This window comes from Pseudomonas sp. FW305-3-2-15-E-TSA4, from assembly GCF_058787295.1.
The window spans coordinates 44078-59864 of sequence record NZ_JBYSZP010000010.1; the positions used below are offsets into that span (position 1 = coordinate 44078).

Below are 15787 nucleotides of genomic sequence, written 5' to 3' on the forward strand. Positions count from 1 at the left end.
CGCTTCGTCGCCGCAGAAATATTGACTGACACAACGTTGACCCTGATCAGTTGCCCGCGCGCAGCCACTCTCTAATCTGCGCGCTTCATCGAACGCCAAGGACGGCTCACCGGGAGCCCGCGGCTATCCCTTCAAGGAAGAAAACCATGCGATCACTGAAGATTATTCTGCTGTCATCGGCCTTCAACGGCCTGACTCAACGCGCCTGGCTGGAACTGCGTCAGGCCGGGCACTCGCCCAGCGTCGTGGTGTTCACCGACGAGGCGTCGGTGTGCGAACAGATCGAACACAGCGGCGCCGATCTGGTGATCTGCCCGTTCCTCAAGGACCGCGTACCGCAGGCGCTGTGGAGCAATGCGCGGCGCCCGGTGGTGATCATCCACCCGGGCATCGTCGGCGATCGTGGCGCCAGCGCACTGGACTGGGCGATCACCAACGAACTGACGCGCTGGGGCGTGACCGCCCTGCAAGCGGTGGAAGAAATGGACGCCGGCCCAGTGTGGGCCACCTGCGAATTCAATCTGCCGTCGGGTTTGCGTAAGTCCGAGCTGTACAACGGTCGGGTCAGCGATGCGGCGATTCGCTGCATTCGCGAAGTGGTCGAGAAATTCATCGACGGCGTGCAACCGGTGGCGCTGGATTACACCGACCCCAAAGTCCGCGGCCGCTTGCAGCCAAACATGAAGCAGGACGACCGCACCTTCAGCTGGCACGACTGCTCGCGGTTCATCAAACGCTGCATCGACGCCGCTGACGGCCAGCCCGGGGTCTTGGCAAGCCTGGCGGGCGGGCAGTATTACGTGTACGACGCGCACCTCGATCAGCGCACCGGCATTCCCGGCAAAATCCTCGCGGTGCATGACGACGCGGTGCTGGTCGCCACCGGCGATCACAGCCTGTGGATCGGCTCGTTGCGACGCAAACCACTGCCCGGCGAAGAGACCTTCAAGCAACCGGCGCGGCATGTGCTGGCCGGGCAACTGGACGGCGTGCCGACCCTCGACTGGTCGATCGCCAGCGAGCCGTTCAACGACGAGGCGTATCAGCCGATCCGCTACCGCGAATCCGGGCATGTCGGCGAGCTGACGTTCGAGTTCTACAACGGTGCGATGAGCACCGAACAGTGCCAGCGCATGGTTGAAGCGCTGCGCTGGGCCAAGTCTCGGGACACTCGCGTGCTGTTGATCAAGGGCGGGCGCGGCAGCTTCTCCAACGGCGTGCACCTGAACGTGATCCAGGCGGCGCAGGACCCCGGCGCTGAAGCGTGGGCGAATATTCAGGCGATCGACGATGTCTGCGCCGAACTGCTCAGCGCGCGGCAACTGGTGGTCAGCGGCGTGACCGGCAATGCCGGGGCCGGCGGCGTGATGCTCGCACTGGCTGCTGACATCGTGTTTGCCCGGGCCGACATCGTGCTCAATCCGCATTACAAGAGCATGGGGCTGTATGGCTCGGAATACTGGACCTACAGCCTGCCCCGCGCCGTCGGCCCGGCGATGGCCGAGCAACTGACCCAGGCCTGCCTGCCGGTCAGTGCCACGCAGGCGCTGCAACTGGGCATGGTCCAGGAAATCGGCCCGCGCTGCCCGGATGAGTTTTCCTTGTGGTTGCTGCAACGGGCCAACGCGGCACTGACCGACCCGACCTACGCTGCCGTGCGCGAGCGCAAGTTGCGGGTTGATCAGGTGCTGATCCAGCAATGTCGGGAAAGCGAACTGCAAGAGATGCAGGAAGACATGCTCTACAACCGCAACCAGTTTGCCGAGAAGTGCAGCCACTTCGTCTACAAGCGCAAGGCCTGCGGCACGCCGGCGCGATTGGTCGAGGAATGGGCGCGGGTGCGCAAGGTTGAGTTGGCGGGTTGAGCTTCACCGCCACTACGGCCTCATCGCTGGCAAGCCAGACTCCCACAGGTTACTGCGGCGCTCACAGAACTTGTGAGCGACATAAAACCTGTGGGAGCTGGCTTGCCAGCGATGGCGGTGGGTCAGGCAATGCTGGTTTGGCAGCCAGACACCATTCGCGAGCAGGCTCGCTCCCACAGGATTTCGGGTCGTTCGCGAAATCGATGGGCCAGCGCAGGACCCTGTGGGAGTGAGCCCGCTCGCGATGAACGATGACGCGGTGGCGAGCCGGCACTTACAATGCCCGCACCTCAGACACCGGCCCGCCCATGGACATCGACCTCGCCCGCACCTTTCTGGAAATCGTTCGCCACGGCAGTCTCGCGGCGGCGGCGCAGAAGCTGTTCGTCACGCAGACAGCGATCACCGCCCGGGTGCAGAAACTCGAAAGTCAGCTGGGCAGTACGCTGTTCGTGCGCAACCGCGCCGGGGCGAAACTGACTGCCAACGGCGAGGCCTTCGTGGTCTACGCCAATCAACTGGTGCAGACCTGGGAAGCCGCGCGGCGCGACCTGCCGTTGCTGGACGGCTATCACAACGTGCTGCACATCGGCGGCGAAGTCAGCCTGTGCAACCCGTTGATGCTCAGCTGGGCCGCCGAACTGCGCGAGAAGATCCCCGGCCACGCCCTGCGCATGGAAATCCGCGACGGTGAAAACCTGTTGCGCCAACTTGAACTCGGCGTGCTCGATGCCGCGCTGGTCTATCAGCCGGAGTACTGGCCCGGCCTGCAGGTCGAGCAGGTGCTGGAAGAAAAACTGATTCTGGTGCGTGCGCCGAACCGCCCGGATCCCTACGTCTACATCGACTGGGGGCCGGATTTTCGGCGCCAGCACGACGCTGCCCTGCCGGACAAGGCCAAAGCCGCGCTGAGTTTCAACCTCGGCCCGTTGGCCCTGCAATACATCCTCGAACATGGCGGCAGTGGCTACTTCCGTACCCGTGTGGTGCGCAGCTATCTGGAAACCGGCGCACTGGAAGCGGTCACCAAAGCCCCGGAATTCGGCTATCCAACCTATCTGGTGTATGCCCGCGAGCGCGACTCGGCGACGCTGCAACAGGCGTTCGATCTGCTGCGCCAGGTAATCGCCACCGATGACGACTGGTCGCAACGCTGGAACCCGCTGAGCTGAGTCGGCCGCTTTACACCGGAGCATGGCGCAACTGACCTCAAGGTGCGGCCTGCACAAACGGCCGGATCGGCTAATCTGCCGGGTATAACAACAATACCCACAGGTGAACGCAGTGAGGCAGACCACCGAGGAATTCCGCAGCCGCTATCGCGCGGCCATTCATCCGTTGTACAACCCGTGGCTGCACGGCGCCTTCGTGCTGCTGTTTGGCGTGCTGGCAATCGGCGCCTTCTGGAGCAGCGCGCATCAGGTGCAGCCGCTGGAATGGCTGAGCGTGCCGCTGACCCTGCTGCTGTTCAACTTTGGCGTGTACATGGTTCATCGCCATCTCGGTCACCACAAAAAGACCTTCGCCAAGCTGTTCTATGCGCGGCATGCCGGCGACCATCACAGCTTTTTCACCCCCGGCCACATGACGTATGACGGCGCCCGCGACTGGCGGGTGATTCTGTTTCCAGCCTGGCTGATCGTCGTGCATACACTGGTTTTTACCCTGCCGCTGTGGTGGCTGCTCGCGCAGTTCAACGCCAATGTTGCCGGACTGTTCGGCGGCTGCATGGTCCTGGGTTATCTGGCCTACGAGGTGTTTCACGCCTGCGAGCATCTACCGCCGAATAATCCGCTGACCCGCCTGCCGTGGATCCGCCAGATGCGGCATCTGCACGAACTGCATCACCGCCGCGAGTGCATGCAGGAGCGTAATTTCAATATCGTTTTTCCGCTGATGGATTACCTGTTCGGCACCCTGTACTGGGAACCGCCACCCGCCCCGTTGCGCTATTCGAGATCGCCCATGACCCGCATGCAGCACCAGATCGATATCGCCGGCGAACCGATCGCCGTGCTCCGCTACGCCGCCAGCGTCAACCACTGGCCCGAGTGGCACCCGTCGTCGCTGAAAATCGACGGCCCGCAAGGCCCGCTGCATGCCGGCGCGCGTTTCGAAGAAGACATTCATGCCGGCGGGCGCGCCGGCCATTTGCGCTGGGAGGTCACCGAGTATCTGCCCGGTCGCCGCTGGTGCGCCAAGGCGCGGGGCGATCATGGCTTGTCGCTGTTGCTGACCTACGAGTGCGCGGCGCAAGGCGACGGCACGCGGTTCGTGCGCACTCTGGATTACCGGTTCGATGGCCTTGGCATGCGCCTGGCCAATCTGCTGCTACTCAAGCGCCGCATCGAACGTGAATCGGCGACCTCGATGCAGGCCCTGCGCGACATGGCGCTCAGGCACCTGACGCTGACGGGGCACCTTTCATGAAGCGCCTGCTGTTATTGCTGGTGATCCTCGTCATCGCGTTTCTGCTGCTGATGCCGACCAAGGTGCAGCCGGTGGCGTGGAAACCGCCAGCGGCGCCGTCACTGAACGAAGGGGTGTACGCGGAAAACCAGCGGCTCAAGGCCGTCGAACAGGTTGGCCCGAGCGACATCGACGGCCCCGAAGCACTGCTGCTGGAGGGCGATTACCTGATCACTGGCCTGCATGACGGGCGCCTGATCCGCACCAGCCTCGATGGCAAAACGCGCAAAGTGCTGAGTGACACTGGCGGCCGGCCGCTGGGCTTGGCGCGGCATCCCAATGGTTTGCTGGTGATTGCCGACGGGGTCAAGGGTCTGCTGTCGCTCGACGCCCAGGGTCAGTTGATTCCTCTGACCACCGAGGCCAATGGCCTGCCTTTCGGTTTTACCGACGACGTGGCGATCGACAAGTCCGGGCACTACGCCTATTTCAGCGATGCCAGCAGCCGCTGGGGCTACGGGCATGACGGTGAGGCGATCATTGAACATGGCGGTGACGGGCGCCTGCTGCGCTATGACTTTCAGACCGGCAAGACCAGCGTGCTGCTGGACAAACTGCAGTTTGCCAACGGCGTGACCCTCGGCCCGGATGACGCTTATGTGCTGGTCAACGAAACCGGCGCCTACCGCATCAGTCGTTACTGGCTGACGGGACCCAAGGCCGGCACCCATGACCTGTTCATCGACAACCTGCCCGGCCTGCCGGACAACCTCGCGTTCAATGGCAGCAACCGCTTCTGGGTCGCGCTGTACGCACCGCGCAGTGCCTTGCTCGATCGGACCGCCGGGCATCCGCTGCTGCGCAAGATGATAGTGCGCGCGCTGACGGTGCTGCCAAAACCGGTGGAGAAACGCGGGTTCGTCCTGGGGCTGGATCTTGAGGGCAAGGTGATCGCCAATCTGCAGGACGCCAGCAGCGGCAATTACTCTCCGATCACCACAGCGCGCGAGTATGGGGACTGGTTGTATCTGGGGTCGCTGAAGGCTACGCACATGGCGCGATTGCCGTTGGCTGATGCATTGAAATGATGCATGGCAAATGTGGGAGCTGTAATTCCAATGTGGGAGCGAGCCTGCTCGCGAAAGCGGTGTGTCAGGCAACGATAATGTTGAATGGGCTGGCCTCTTCGCGAGCAAGCCCGCTCCCACAGGGGAAGCGCATTCCAATGTGGGAGCGAGCTCGCTCGCGAAGGCGGAGTGTCAGGCAACGATAATGTTGAATGGGCTGGCCTCTTCGCGAGCAAGCTCGCTCCCACAGGTTCAAGCGGCTGGCACAACCTTTGTGGACACCTAAAAATCCTGTGGGAGCGGGCTTGCTCGCGAAGTCGGACTGTCAGTTACCGGATCTGTCGAACTTGTCCGGATCTTCGTCTTCAGGAAGATCTTCGTCCGGCTCTTCGGGAAAAGTGGTGGTGTGTGCCGGGCTGTTGGGCTCAGGGTGAGTGGGAACAGGGTCGAAACCGCCCTGCTCTTCACTGGGGAATCTGGGTGTGTTCATGTGGCACCTCGCAAAGAGTCGCTGAGTGAAGACTCTGTACATTCGAGGTGCCGGTCAGGGGCTGCGTTCAGTCATTTCACCATTTTGAAGCGGTGAAGCGACTGACGGTCAGGATCGAGCCTGCAACTGCGCGACGATCTTGTCTTTGACCTGCAAGCGTTTCTCTTTGAGTTTCTTCAGGGTGTCATCGCTGGGTGCATCCGAGGTCGCCGTCTCGGCCTTGACTACTTCGGCGTCCGCCTGGGAATACTTGTTGATCAGTGCATCCAGAAATGGATCCTCGGTGCGTTTTTGCTGGACCTCTTCCTTCGTTAGCTTCAAGTCCTGATACAGGTCATGAGTCACCGGCATGGAACACCTCCGTCAGTTGATCGGCAACCAACGCGACCGATTGCGCTGGCAGTTATCAGAATGGCCTTGGTCGGGCCGTTCTGTCGACCACCTGTCAGACCAGCGGTTGCCGTTCGTCGCCCTGTCGGAAACGCGATCAAACCTTTTTCCGCTGTGCTCCCTCCATTGCATAACTTCAACAAAAACCTGTGTGGAGATACATCAATGGACGGATTCAACCTGCGTCATCTCGTTCTGGCTGTCGCTCTGAGCAGCGGCATGGGCAGTGCCTTCGCCGCCACTTCCAACGACTTCGTCGACAACGCCGCTGCCGGTGGCATCGCGGAGATCGAGACCAGTCGCCTCGCCCTGGAAAAAAGTCAGTCGGCCGACATCAAGGCGTTCGCCAACATGATGATCACCGACCACAGCAAGGCCAACGACGAACTGGCCAGCATTGCCAAGGCCAATGACATCGAAGTCCCGGACACCACGACTCTGGTCAAGCAGGCCAAGGAAAAGATCCTCGACATGCGCGATGAATCCTTCGATGCGGCCTACGCCAACAACCAGGTCAAGGCCCACGAAGAAACCATCGAACTGTTCAAAAAAGAAGCCAACACCGTGACCGACGACAAAGTCAAAGGTGCCCCGGCACTGAAGGCCTTTGCGCAGAAAATGCTCCCGGCATTGGAAAAACACCTGACCGCGGCCAAAGAGCTGCAAGCCAAGCACCCGAGCAAGTAACCCGGGCGCTGTACAGCAAAAGGCCGCATTGATTAATGCGGCCTTTTTTTGTTTCAGCGCGATCAGCCGCCGTCAGTATCGATGTCGGCATCGGTTTCTTCACCGGGCTTCGGGCGATCAGGCTCAGGTTCGAAACCGGGGCTGAACTCGTTGTCGTTGTCGGTGTGTTTGTTCTTCTGATCCACCGCAGGGTCAGCGCTCTGGACTTGTTCGCCCTCGCCCTTCGGCGGGATTGGCGAGCTCTGCCCCGGCACTTGCGGATCGATGGCCGGGTCGTTGCGATTGATCGGTTCGGCGTCCGGTTTCTGCTGCTGTTGCGATTGCTCGTTCATAGCCACCTCGTTTTTCAATGCTGGCGCGACTCAAACCCGCCGGCCTTGTATATTCGAAGCCGCTACGGTGCCAACGTTCAAAACATCGCTGGTTTGAGGGGCGCCGACTAGAGTTACCGGGGCACTTCTTGCGCCAGATCAAAAATATCCCTGAGCAACCGAACAACTATTTTGAACGGCAAAGGTCACTGACTTCGCACCGGTCACTTTTTACAGAACCGGCCCCAATACGCTACGGAGCAACAGGCACATGGCAGCACTGCAGAACAGCACATTCGATGCGATGAAAAACAAACAACCCCCAACTGCTGAGCGAATGGATCAACGGCCTGGAAGCCAGCGGCGCCACCCGCAATCTCAAAGACCATGACCTGCAACAACAGACCAGCGAATTCCTGCAACTGGTGATCAATGGCCTGCAGGATGACAACGGCACCAACATCAATGCGCCGGGTTGGGAAGCCACCCGCCAGTTCCTCGAAAAGCTCTCCCACAGCCGTGCCCAGCTCGGTCAGGATTCGCAACAGACTGCCAGTTTCATCTTCGCCCTGAAGGGCCCGCTGTTTGCCCTGCTGCAAGCGCACTATAAAGAACAGCCAGCGCTGCTCGCCGAACAACTCTGGGAAATTTCCGAACTGTTCGACGCCTTCGGCATGCACACCATCCGCACCTTCCAGAAGTCCCGTGAAGCGGTGATCAAACGCCAACAGGAAGAACTGCTGGAGCTCTCCACGCCGGTGGTCAAGCTGTGGGATGGCGTCCTGGCGCTGCCGATGATCGGCACCCTCGACTCGCAACGTACTCAAGTGGTGATGGAGTCCTTGCTGCAACGCATCGTCGACACCGGTTCGGAAATCGCCATCATCGACATCACCGGCGTACCGACCGTCGACACCCTGGTCGCGCAGCACCTGCTGAAAACCGTGACCGCGATTCGTCTGATGGGTGCCGACTGCATCATCAGCGGCGTGCGTCCGCAAATCGCCCAGACCATCGTCCACCTGGGCCTCGACCTGCAAGGCTTGGTGACCAAGGCCAACCTGGCCGACGCACTGAAGCTCGCCCTCTCCCGCCTGGGCATCAGCCTCGGCAAAGCGGTCTGAGCCGATGGAACGTATCCCGATTCTCCAGATGGGCAAGTTCCTGCTGGTGACCATTCAGGTCGACATGCATGACCAACTCGCCCTCACGTTGCAGGACGACTTGTCCGAGCGCATCAGCAACACTTCGGCTCGCGGTGTGCTGATCGATATCTCGGCGCTGGACATGGTCGACTCGTTCATTGGCCGGATGATCAGCACCATCTCCGGGCTGTCGAAAATCATGGACGCCGAAACCATGCTGGTCGGCATGCAGCCGGCCGTGGCGATCACCCTGGTCGAACTCGGCCTGACCCTGCCCGGCGTCAGCACCGCACTGAACGTCGAGCGCGGGATGAAACTGCTGCAGGAACGAGTAGACCGGCAATGACCGTACGCAGCAGCGGTACTCAACCCATCCATATCGAGCAGGATGTCGTGCTCGCACGCCAGACCGCCCGCAAACTCGCCACCGAATGCGGGATGCGCCTTATCGACCTGACCAAAATGGTCACGGCGGTCAGCGAGCTGGCCCGCAACACCATGGTGTACGGTGGCGGCGACATGGACTGGCAGATTCTCGATGAAGATCACAAGGTCGGGCTGCGCTTGACGTTCCGCGACGAAGGCCCCGGTATTGCCGATATCAAACTGGCGATGACCGACGGCTGGACCTCCGGCAGCGGCATGGGCCTGGGCCTCACCGGCGCCAAACGGCTGGTCGAGGAGTTCGAACTGGACACCGCGCCGGGCAAGGGCACGCGAATAACGATCACCCGATGGACATGAATATCGCAGGGTCACTGACCCAAGTGCTGCTGATCGAAGACAGCAGTCAGATCGGTCACGCCCGGCGCACCGCGCAACGGCTCGCCGAGCAACACGGTTTTGATGCAACCGATGCCGGACGCGTGGCGCTGGTTGCCACCGAACTGGCCAGCAACGTGCTCAAGCACGCCAGCCGTGGCGAAGTTCACCTGCGCCTGCTGCCGCGCCCCGGCGGGTTCGGCATCGAGATGCTCGCGGTCGATCGCGCACACGGCTTTGACCTCGACGCGTGCCTGACCGATGGTTTTTCCACCGGTGGCACCCAGGGTATCGGTCTGGGTGCCGTGGCGCGGCAGACCGAGGTCTTCGACGTGCACGCCGATGCCCGTGGCGCGGTGCTGCTGGCGCGTCTATATCCGCGCGGCGACCACCAATCGGACTTGCGCTACGGCGTCAGCCAGCACTCGTTGCACAACGACCCGGCGTGCGGCGATACCTGGCACCTGGCGTACAACGGCGCGAATGTCAGTGCGCTGATCATCGACGGCCTCGGCCACGGAGAGGATGCCGAACGCGCGGCCAAGGCCGGCGAGCGGGTGTTCGCCGAGACCCCGTTCGCCAGTCCGGTGCTGCTGATGGAGGATATGCACCGCGACATGATCGGCAGCCGTGGCGGCGCCGCCGCGTTCGCCCAGTACAATGCCGCCCGCGACGGCCTGACCTTTACTGGCGTGGGCAACATCGGCGCCAGCCTGCTCACCGCCGACAAGTCGCGCGGGCTGGCCTCGCACCCAGGCATCGTCGGCGGCCAATACCGGAAAGCCCAGCCCTTTGACTATGCTCACGTGAACGGACATCTATTGATCATGTACAGCGACGGCTTGCAGTCCCGTTGGAACCTTCAAGACTACCCCGGTCTGGTGCACCGCCATCCTGCCGTGATAGCCAGCGTCCTGCACCGCGACTTCTGTCGCGGGCGCGACGACGTCACGGTACTGGTCGTTGCCCTGGAGGCCGCCCATGGCTGAGTCGCCAATCCTGAATGCCGCCGAACAGGCTGCGCTGATCGCCCGATTGCAGAGCGAGACCGCCGCCCTGCGCGCAGAACTCGACGAGACCAACCAGGGCGTGCTGGCGCTCTACGCCGAACTCGACACCCAGGCGGAAGAACTGAGGCAGGCCTCGGACCTGAAAAGCCGCTTTCTGTCGTACATGAGCCATGAGTTCCGCACCCCGCTCGGCTCGATCCTCAGCATCAACAGCCTGCTGGCTGACGAACTCGACGGCCCGCTCAGCCCCGAGCAGCACAAGCAGGTGGCGTTCGTCAGCAGCGCCGCCCGCGAACTCAGCGACATGGTCGATGACTTGCTCGATCTGGCGAAGATCGAAGCCGGACGGATCACTATTTCCCCCGCATGGTTCGACATGTTCGACCTGTTCTCCGCCCTGCGCGGGATGTTCCGGCCGATCGTCGATGCGTCGGCGGTGGACCTGATTTTCGAAGAGCCGGTCGGCCTGCCACGCCTGTACACCGACGACAAAAAACTCGGGCAGATTCTGCGCAACTTCATTTCCAACTCGCTGAAATTCACCACCCGCGGTGAAGTGCGGGTTTCGGCGCGCCTGGAAGGCTCGGACAAAGTACGTTTTGCCGTCAGCGACACCGGGATCGGTATCGCGCCGGAGCTGCACGGTGCATTGTTCGAGGACTTCTCGCAGGTCGACTCGCCGCTGCAGAAACGTCTGCGCGGCACCGGCCTCGGCTTGTCCCTGTGCAAGCGCTTCGCTGCCCTGCTCGGCGGCGAGGTCGGGATGGACAGCACACCGGGGGTCGGCTCGACCTTTTTCGTGATCATTCCGCTGGCGCTCGCCTTGGAGAACGTCGATGAAACGTGACATCCGTCTATTGATCGTCGACGACAACGCCGCCACCCGCTACGCCTTGCGCCGGCGCCTGGAGCGCCATGACTACGAGGTGCTGGAGGCCGGCACCGGCAGCGAAGGCCTGGCGCTGATCGCGAGCGAGCCACTCGATGCGCTGATCCTCGACGTCAACCTGCCGGACATGAGCGGCTTCGACATCGTGCGCATCTTGCGTGCTGATGCACGCACCGCGCTGCTGCCGGTGATCCACGTGTCTGCGGCGTCGATCCAGACCGGGGACATCATCACCGGCCTCGATGCCGGGGCGGATGCCTACCTGATTCACCCGGTAGACCCGGACGTGCTATTGGCGACCCTGCGCACTCTGCTGCGGGTACGCGATACCGAAAACGCGCTGCGCGAGAGTGAGGCCCGCTTCCGCGAGATTTTCGTCAACGTCTCGGCGCCGATTGCCGTGCTCGATGCCAACCTGAAAGTGCATGAATGCAACCACGCCTTCACGCAGATGATTCAAGACAACCGCAACCCGGAAACGCTCAGCGAGTGCTTTGATCAAGACCAGGGCGCGATCCTCAACGAGTTGCGCCTGCGGCTGGTCGATGGCGAGCGCTGGAAAGGCACGTTGAACATGCGCGTACAGGGCGAGGTTCGCGAAACCGAGTGGCAGATTTCGCCATATCGCACGCCGCAGCTGAGCCTGGTATTCGTCGAAGACGTCACCGAGCATCGCCACCGCGAGCGCTCGCACCTGGCACAGCTGGACGACACCACCACCCAACTGGCCAAGGAAGTTGCCGAGCGGGTGCGCGCCGAATCGCAGTTGCTGCAAGTGCAGAAGATGGACGCACTGGGCAAGCTCACCGGAGGCATTGCCCACGATTTCAACAATCTGCTGACCGGGATCATCACCAGCCTCGAACTGATCCAGAAACGCATCGCTGATGCCAGGCCCGACAAAGTGCAGCTCTATGCTGAAGCATCGCTGAATTCGGCGATGAGTGCAGCGTCCCTCACTCATCGTCTGCTGGCCTTCGCCCGCCAACAGCCACTGGATACCCGGCCGGTGGACATCAATGAGCAGGTGCGCTCGCTGGAAGAACTGCTGATGCGCACCATCGGCGAACGCATCACCCTCAAACTTGAGCTGACCACCAAACCGGCGATTGCTCTGGTCGACCCGGTGCAGTTGGAAAGCGCTGTGCTGAATCTGGTGATCAATGCCCGGGATGCGCTGCCCAGGGGTGGCAATATCTGGGTCAACACCTATGCGGCGTATTCCCATGGCGACCCGAATCTGGCCGATGGTGCGTATGTCGCGCTGTCGGTGCGCGATGACGGCACCGGTATCGAGCACAGTGTGATCGACAAGGTGTTCGACCCGTTCTTCACCACCAAACCGCTGGGCCAGGGTACCGGTCTGGGGTTGTCGACGATTTACGGTTTCGCCCGCCAGTCCGGTGGCGATGCGCACATCCGCAGCGTGGCACGGCGTGGCACCGAAGTGACCATCATGCTGCCGGCGACGAACGACCCGACCGGCGCCGACATCCCGGCGCCGAAGGTAGATCCGCAGGGTGCCGGCGAGCATGTCCTGATTGTCGAGGACATGCCGGCAGTGCGAATGTTCGTCACCGAAGTGCTGGAAGACGCGGGTTATCGCTGCACGCAGGCGGCGGATATCGAAACCGCGCTGGAGCGCTTGCAGAATGATCCGACGATCGACCTGCTGCTGAGCGACGTCGGTCTGCCGCGCATGAGCGGCCGGGAACTGGCGGACGTGGCGCGGGGCTGGCGTGAAAGCCTGCCGATTCTGTTCATGACCGGTTATGCCGAGACCGCGATCAATCGCCAGGTGTTCCTGGGCAGCGGCATGGAGATGCTGGTCAAGCCGTTCCAGATCAGCGAACTGCTGGACAAGGTCCGCCGCACGCTTGATGGTGCCTGACACACCGCCACCAGGTTGCTCGGTTGAGAACACAGACCCTGTAGGAGTGAGCCTGCTCGCGATGGCGTCAGGTCAGTCAATTCATTTCTGGCTGACACTCCGCTATCGCGAGCAGGCTCACTCCTACAAGGGATTACGGTGTGTCATCTTCCGAGTACACCGCAGCCCCCTGTGGGGGCCAGTAGGAACGGCGTCGCTATCGGCTCAAGGCCCGCGCCAGAAACGGCGCCGTGCGGCTCTTCTTGCTCGCCGCCACTTTCTGCGGCGTCCCCGCCACAACAATCCTGCCGCCCTGATCCCCGGCCCCCGGGCCGATGTCGATCACCCAGTCACTCTGCGCCACCACGCGCATTTCATGTTCGACCACGATCACCGTGTGCCCGGCCGTGACCAGCGTATCCAGTTGTTCCAGCAGCCGATCAACGTCTCGCGGATGCAGTCCGGTGGTCGGTTCATCCAGCACATACAGGGTCGCGCCGCGCTGATTGCGCTGCAACTCTGTCGCCAGTTTGATCCGTTGTGCTTCACCACCGGACAACTCCGTGGCCGGTTGCCCAAGCCGCAGATAACCGAGGCCGATGTCACGCAGTACCTCCAGCGAACGACGAATCCCCGGCTGCCCGCTGAATACCTCTACCGCCTCTTCCACGGTCAGTTGCAGCACCTGCGCAATGCTCAAGCCTTGCCACTGAATCGCCAGGGTCTGCGGGTTGTAGCGCGCGCCATGACAGGTCGGGCACGGCGCATACACGCTCGGCATGAACAGCAACTCGACGCTGACAAAACCTTCACCCTCGCAGGTCGGGCAACGCCCCTTGGCGACGTTGAAGGAAAACTGCCCGGCGTCATACCCCGCCGCCCGTGCCTCGGGCGTGGCGGCGAACAGTTTGCGCACGTTGTCGAACAGCCCGGTGTAGGTCGCCAGATTCGAACGTGGCGTGCGGCCGATGGGTTTCTGATCGACCTGCACCAGGCGCTTGATCGACTCCAACCCCGCAGTCACCTGACCGCTGCTGGCCTGCGGCGCATCGTCTTCGAGGCTGAGTTCTTCCGGCTCGTTCTCAATCAGCGGCCGCCCGAGTTGCGCGCCGACCAGCTCCAGCAATGCCTGACTGACCAGACTCGACTTGCCCGAACCGGAAACCCCGGTGACCGAGGTGAAGCAGCCCAAGGGAAATTCAGCGCTGAGGTTGTGCAGGTTATTGCGGCTGATGCCATCGAGTTTCAGCCAACCGCTCGGCTTGCGCGCGGTGCGGCTCTGCCGCTGGCTCTCGGCAAACAGATAGGCGCGGGTCTGCGATTCGTCGATCTCGGCCAGCCCCGCCGGTGGGCCGCTGTACAACACCTGCCCACCCTTCTCGCCCGCCGCCGGGCCGACGTCGATCAGCCAGTCGGCGCGGCGCATGGTTTCCAGATCGTGCTCGACCACAAACAGCGTATTGCCATCGGTCTTCAAGCGCTGCAAGGCTTCGAACAGCGCCTCGCCATCGGCCGGATGCAGACCGGCGGACGGCTCGTCGAGCACATAGATCACGCCGAACAGTTGCGAGCCCAATTGCGTCGCCAGGCGCAGGCGCTGCAACTCGCCGGACGACAGTGTCGGCGTACTGCGCTCCAGCGCCAGATAACCGAGACCCAGATCGGTCAGGGTGCTGACCCGCTCCAGCAAGTCCTCAGCGATCCGCTGCGCTGCCAGGCGTTTTTCCAGCGACAGGTTCGGCGTGTGGCGTACGTCCGGCGCACCGGCGTGGCTGCTGGCACCGTGGGCCACGCGCTGCTGGCGCGCCTCGCGGGTTTGCGCATGGCTGAGGGTTTCGCCGCTTTCTTCGGCCTGCTGCAGATAGGTCGCCGCAGCCACGGGTTTCAATACTTCGGCCACTTGCAGCAACGGCATCTGCGACAGTTCACCGATGTCGTAACCGGCAAAGGTCACCGACAACGCTTCACGCTTGAGGCGCTTGCCGTCACATAACGGACACGGGCTGCCAAGCATGAACTGCGAAACGCGCTTCTTCATCAGCGCACTTTGCGAATGAGTGAAGGTGTGCAGGATGTAGCGGCGGGCACCGGTGAAGGTGCCCTGATAACTCGGTTCCATCTTGCGCTTGAGGGCGACCCGGGTTTCCTCCGGGGTCAGCCCGGCGTACACCGGCACGGTCGGGGTTTCTTCGGTGAACAGAATCCAGTCACGCTGCTTTTTCGGCAGTTTCTTCCAGGGGATATCGACGTCGATGCCCATGGTCACGAGGATGTCGCGCAGGTTCTGCCCCTGCCACGCCAGCGGCCAGGAGGCCACGGCGCGTTGGCGGATGGTCAGGTTCGGATCGGGCACCATCAGCGCCTCGGTCACCTCGTAGACCCGGCCCAGACCGTGGCACTCCGGGCACGCGCCTTGCGGGGTGTTCGGCGAGAAATCCTCGGCGTAGAGCATCGGCTGCCCCGGTGGATAACTGCCGGCGCGGGAATAGAGCATGCGGATCAGGCTCGACAAGGTGGTCACGCTGCCCACCGACGACCGCGTGCTCGGCGTACCGCGCTGCTGTTGCAGGGCCACGGCGGGCGGCAGGCCTTCGATGGAGTCGACATCCGGCACCCCGACCTGATCGATCAACCGCCGCGCATACGGCGCCACTGACTCGAAATAACGCCGTTGGGCTTCAGCGTACAACGTTGAAAACGCCAGCGACGACTTACCCGAACCGGAAACGCCAGTAAACACCACCAGCGCATCGCGGGGGATGTCGACGTCGACGTTCTTCAGATTGTGCTCGCGGGCGCCACGCACCCGGACCATGCCGGTAGGTGCTTTGGAATTACGCTTGGAAGTCATTGGCTGTCCCTGCAGAAAAATGGGGGTCGAAGCTGAACCCT

At 62.3% G+C, this 15787-nt stretch carries 14 protein-coding genes and 1 pseudogene; 11 read left to right on the forward strand and 4 right to left on the reverse strand.

The window, feature by feature from the left end; genetic code table 11:
• Positions 1-146: 146 nt before the first annotated feature.
• The 4 genes from AC3WMV_RS15195 to AC3WMV_RS15210 all read left to right on the forward strand — a co-directional run bounded on the left by AC3WMV_RS15195 (position 147) and on the right by AC3WMV_RS15210 (position 5362).
• Entirely contained in the window at positions 147-1865 is a 1719-nt protein-coding gene (locus AC3WMV_RS15195) for a hydrogenase maturation protein (protein ID WP_103366927.1), read from the forward strand.
• A gap of 308 nt (positions 1866-2173) precedes the next feature.
• The gene (locus AC3WMV_RS15200) at positions 2174-3037 is read left to right on the forward strand and encodes a LysR family transcriptional regulator (RefSeq protein ID WP_045122483.1); all 864 of its coding nucleotides are present in this window, start codon (positions 2174-2176) and stop codon (positions 3035-3037) included.
• A 112-nt stretch (positions 3038-3149) separates the two neighbouring features.
• Positions 3150-4295, forward strand: coding sequence for a sterol desaturase/SRPBCC family protein (locus tag AC3WMV_RS15205; protein WP_103366926.1), 1146 nt, complete (start codon positions 3150-3152; stop codon positions 4293-4295).
• A complete protein-coding gene (locus AC3WMV_RS15210; protein WP_103366925.1) occupies positions 4292-5362 on the forward strand; it encodes an SMP-30/gluconolactonase/LRE family protein in 1071 nt (356 codons plus the stop codon). Before AC3WMV_RS15205 ends, AC3WMV_RS15210 begins: the two co-directional genes overlap by 4 nt.
• A 304-nt stretch (positions 5363-5666) precedes the next feature.
• On the opposite strand, the gene AC3WMV_RS15215 is transcribed toward AC3WMV_RS15210, so the two are convergent.
• Positions 5667-5831, reverse strand: a complete 165-nt coding sequence (locus AC3WMV_RS15215; protein WP_166495921.1) for a hypothetical protein — start codon at positions 5829-5831, stop codon at positions 5667-5669.
• 108 nt (positions 5832-5939) lie between these two features.
• Positions 5940-6182, reverse strand: coding sequence for a DUF465 domain-containing protein (locus AC3WMV_RS15220; RefSeq protein WP_027613686.1), 243 nt, complete (start codon positions 6180-6182; stop codon positions 5940-5942).
• A 204-nt stretch (positions 6183-6386) separates the two neighbouring features.
• On the opposite strand from AC3WMV_RS15220, the gene AC3WMV_RS15225 reads away from it, so the two are divergent.
• Complete coding sequence (locus AC3WMV_RS15225; protein ID WP_103367861.1) at positions 6387-6908, forward strand: DUF4142 domain-containing protein; 522 nt, start codon at positions 6387-6389, stop codon at positions 6906-6908.
• 62 nt (positions 6909-6970) lie between these two features.
• On the opposite strand, the gene AC3WMV_RS15230 is transcribed toward AC3WMV_RS15225, so the two are convergent.
• On the reverse strand, positions 6971-7240 hold the full coding sequence (locus tag AC3WMV_RS15230) for a hypothetical protein (RefSeq protein WP_027613684.1): 270 nt from the start codon (positions 7238-7240) through the stop codon (positions 6971-6973).
• Between the two features lie 250 nt (positions 7241-7490).
• Between AC3WMV_RS15230 and AC3WMV_RS15235 the strand changes: the two are divergent.
• The 6 genes and pseudogenes from AC3WMV_RS15235 to AC3WMV_RS15260 all read left to right on the forward strand — a co-directional run bounded on the left by AC3WMV_RS15235 (position 7491) and on the right by AC3WMV_RS15260 (position 12916).
• Positions 7491-8343: pseudogene (locus AC3WMV_RS15235) on the forward strand (STAS domain-containing protein).
• Between the two features lie 4 nt (positions 8344-8347).
• The gene (locus AC3WMV_RS15240) at positions 8348-8710 is read left to right on the forward strand and encodes an STAS domain-containing protein (RefSeq protein ID WP_095136273.1); all 363 of its coding nucleotides are present in this window, start codon (positions 8348-8350) and stop codon (positions 8708-8710) included.
• On the forward strand, positions 8707-9108 hold the full coding sequence (locus tag AC3WMV_RS15245; RefSeq protein WP_103367862.1) for an anti-sigma regulatory factor: 402 nt from the start codon (positions 8707-8709) through the stop codon (positions 9106-9108). The genes AC3WMV_RS15240 and AC3WMV_RS15245 overlap by 4 nt, the downstream gene beginning before the upstream one ends.
• The gene (locus tag AC3WMV_RS15250; RefSeq protein WP_103367946.1) at positions 9105-10115 is read left to right on the forward strand and encodes an ATP-binding protein; all 1011 of its coding nucleotides are present in this window, start codon (positions 9105-9107) and stop codon (positions 10113-10115) included. The genes AC3WMV_RS15245 and AC3WMV_RS15250 overlap by 4 nt, the downstream gene beginning before the upstream one ends.
• Positions 10108-10983 (forward strand): sensor histidine kinase, encoded by an 876-nt coding sequence (locus AC3WMV_RS15255; protein WP_103367863.1) that lies wholly within the window; start codon positions 10108-10110, stop codon positions 10981-10983. The genes AC3WMV_RS15250 and AC3WMV_RS15255 overlap by 8 nt, the downstream gene beginning before the upstream one ends.
• Positions 10973-12916 carry a response regulator gene (locus AC3WMV_RS15260; protein ID WP_103367864.1) on the forward strand — a complete coding sequence of 648 codons (1944 nt, stop codon included), beginning with the start codon at positions 10973-10975 and terminating at the stop codon, positions 12914-12916. Before AC3WMV_RS15255 ends, AC3WMV_RS15260 begins: the two co-directional genes overlap by 11 nt.
• A 196-nt stretch (positions 12917-13112) precedes the next feature.
• Here the strand turns inward: AC3WMV_RS15260 and AC3WMV_RS15265 are convergent, their stop codons facing one another.
• The gene (locus AC3WMV_RS15265; protein WP_103367865.1) at positions 13113-15746 is read right to left on the reverse strand and encodes an excinuclease ABC subunit UvrA; all 2634 of its coding nucleotides are present in this window, start codon (positions 15744-15746) and stop codon (positions 13113-13115) included.
• Positions 15747-15787: the final 41 nt, after the last annotated feature.

Coding starts and splice junctions, on each gene's coding strand:
- AC3WMV_RS15245 (WP_103367862.1), top strand. CDS start 8,707: ATGACCGTACGCAGCAGCGGTACTCAACCCATCCATATCGAGCAGGAT.
- AC3WMV_RS15215 (WP_166495921.1), bottom strand. CDS start 5,831: ATGAACACACCCAGATTCCCCAGTGAAGAGCAGGGCGGTTTCGACCCT.
- AC3WMV_RS15210 (WP_103366925.1), top strand. CDS start 4,292: ATGAAGCGCCTGCTGTTATTGCTGGTGATCCTCGTCATCGCGTTTCTG.
- AC3WMV_RS15265 (WP_103367865.1), bottom strand. CDS start 15,746: ATGACTTCCAAGCGTAATTCCAAAGCACCTACCGGCATGGTCCGGGTG.
- AC3WMV_RS15250 (WP_103367946.1), top strand. CDS start 9,105: ATGAATATCGCAGGGTCACTGACCCAAGTGCTGCTGATCGAAGACAGC.
- AC3WMV_RS15220 (WP_027613686.1), bottom strand. CDS start 6,182: ATGCCGGTGACTCATGACCTGTATCAGGACTTGAAGCTAACGAAGGAA.
- AC3WMV_RS15260 (WP_103367864.1), top strand. CDS start 10,973: ATGAAACGTGACATCCGTCTATTGATCGTCGACGACAACGCCGCCACC.
- AC3WMV_RS15225 (WP_103367861.1), top strand. CDS start 6,387: ATGGACGGATTCAACCTGCGTCATCTCGTTCTGGCTGTCGCTCTGAGC.
- AC3WMV_RS15195 (WP_103366927.1), top strand. CDS start 147: ATGCGATCACTGAAGATTATTCTGCTGTCATCGGCCTTCAACGGCCTG.
- AC3WMV_RS15255 (WP_103367863.1), top strand. CDS start 10,108: ATGGCTGAGTCGCCAATCCTGAATGCCGCCGAACAGGCTGCGCTGATC.
- AC3WMV_RS15240 (WP_095136273.1), top strand. CDS start 8,348: ATGGAACGTATCCCGATTCTCCAGATGGGCAAGTTCCTGCTGGTGACC.
- AC3WMV_RS15230 (WP_027613684.1), bottom strand. CDS start 7,240: ATGAACGAGCAATCGCAACAGCAGCAGAAACCGGACGCCGAACCGATC.
- AC3WMV_RS15200 (WP_045122483.1), top strand. CDS start 2,174: ATGGACATCGACCTCGCCCGCACCTTTCTGGAAATCGTTCGCCACGGC.